General features: G+C 68.3%; 1 protein-coding gene. It reads right to left on the bottom strand.

The features are described from left to right. A partial coding sequence (locus NS4_RS30980) for a condensation domain-containing protein (protein WP_157106355.1) occupies positions 1 to 2,283 on the bottom strand: 2,283 nt, incomplete at both ends.

Raw genomic sequence — 2,283 nt, 5'->3', positions numbered from 1 at the left:
CACCCGCTGCTCGGCAATAACCCGCGCCAGATACTCGGTATCCCGGTGTCCATCCGGAGTCGCCACCACCAGGTGAGCACCGGCAGCCAAGGGCAGGATGTAACCCCACAACGACACATCGAAGGTCGTTGCGGTCTTCTGCAGATACACATCGTCGGCGTCGAGCGGGTATTGCGCCAGCATCCACGCGACCTGATTGCTGATCGCCGAATGCGGAACCGCCACACCCTTCGGACGACCCGTCGAACCCGACGTGAAGATCACATACGCCGTATTCGACGGCCGCACCGGCGCACGCCGATCCGCGTCGACGACCTCGGCCGCGGCGTATCCCGAGACATCCAGGGTGTCCAGTGCGAGCACCGGAACCTCCGGGGCCACACCGGCAACACCGCCGGCGGCGACCGCGGCCGCGTCGGCGGTGGTGGTCAGCACACACAGCGGCGAGGCCGTGTCCAGGATGTAGCCGATACGTTCCGCCGGATGCGCGGGATCCAGCGGCACATACGCACCACCCGCGGCCACGACGGCATACATACCCACGACCAGGTCCAGCGACCGGGAAACCAGCAACCCGACAAGGGTTTCCGGCCCGACACCCTGGGCGATCAGGTGACGCGCGAGCCGGTTCACCCGGCCCGCGAACTCGCCATAGGACAGGCTCGTCCCCTCGAACGAGACCGCCACCCGATCCGGATGCGCCGCCGCCGCGGCATTGAATCCATCCAGCAACAACCCTGCCGGCAACGGATGCTCGGTGGCATTCCACTCCGCCAGCACCCGATCACGCTCGACCGGGGCCAGGATCTCCAGATCACCGACGGCGGTGTCCGGCGCGGCCACGATCTCACGCAGCAGGCGCGCGAACCGGTCGGCGAAGCCGGCGACGGTGGACTCGTCGAACAGCGCGGTGGCATAGGTCAGATAACCCGTGACCCCCTGTGGGGCACCTGTTTCGTCGTAGGTGTCGCCGAGAATCAGGTTCAGGTCGAACTGGGAGATCTCGGTGTCGAATTCCACGCCCGACACCGTCAGGCCGGGCAGTTCCAGTACGGACGCGGCCAGGTTCTGGAAGGTCAACCCCACCTGGAACAACGGGTGCCGCGACTGCGAACGCGCCGGGTTCAGTACCTCCACCAGCCGCTCGAACGGCACATCCGCGTGCGCGAAGGCCGCGATATCGATCTCCCGCTGCCGGCGGAGCAGATCGGTGAACGCTTCCCCGCGATCGAGTTCGGTCCGGAACACCAGCGTGTTGACGAACATACCGATCAGGTCGTCCAGTGCGGCCTCACCGCGACCGGCGACCGGGGTGCCGACGGTGATGTCGTCGCTGCTCGACAGCCGCGACAGCAGTACCGCCAGGGCGGAGTGCACGACCATGAACAGGGTGGCGTTGTGCTGCTGGGCGACCCGCACCAATCCGGCATGGGTTTCGGCGTCGACAGCAACCCGCACCCGGCTGCCCGCGAAGGACTGTACGGCCGGACGCGGCCGGTCCGTCGGCAGCTCCAGCTGATCCGGCGCACCCGCCAGCGCGGACTGCCAGTATCCGACCTGCTTCGCCGCCACCGACTCCGGATCGGATTCGTCACCGAGCACGGCACGCTGCCAGATGCTGTAATCCGCGTACTGTACGGGCAGCGCCGCCCAGCCCGGCGCGTCGCCGGCGGTACGGGCCGCGTACGCGGTCATCAGATCCCGGGTCAGCGGCCCCACCGACGAACCGTCGCCGGCGATGTGATGGATCACCAGCGCCAGGACGAACTCACCGGCCGAACCGCCGGTATCCGGTACTCCGTCGGCCGTGCCGTCGACCTGGAACAACGCCACCCGCAACGGCACCTCGGCCGTCACATCGAAACCGGCCGACGCCAACTCCGCCACCGCCGCCACCACATCACCGGCAGCAACCGACCGCACCCGCAACCGCGGCGCGGCCGCACCGACCGGCAACACCACCTGCACCGGACCGGACTCGGTCTCCGGGTACACCGTCCGCAACACCTCATGCCGGGCAACGAGATCCAACACCGCCGCCCGCAAGGCGTCCACATCCAGGGCACCGGACAACCGGATCGCCATCGGCAGGTTGTAGGCCGCCGACACTGGATCGAAGCGGTTGAGGAACCACATCCGCTGCTGGGCCAGCGACAACGGCACCGCGTCCACGACCTCGCCGGAAGCCGACACCCGCGTCGGCCGAGGCTGCGGAACCAAGGCAGCCCGGCCACCCGAACCCGCCTGCTCCTGAATCCGAGCAGCCAACGCCGACACGGTCGC

This window comes from Nocardia sienata NBRC 100364 (assembly GCF_001613205.1).
Lineage (GTDB): Bacteria > Actinomycetota > Actinomycetes > Mycobacteriales > Mycobacteriaceae > Nocardia > Nocardia sienata.
This window is presented reverse-complemented; position numbering and strand designations above follow the sequence as displayed.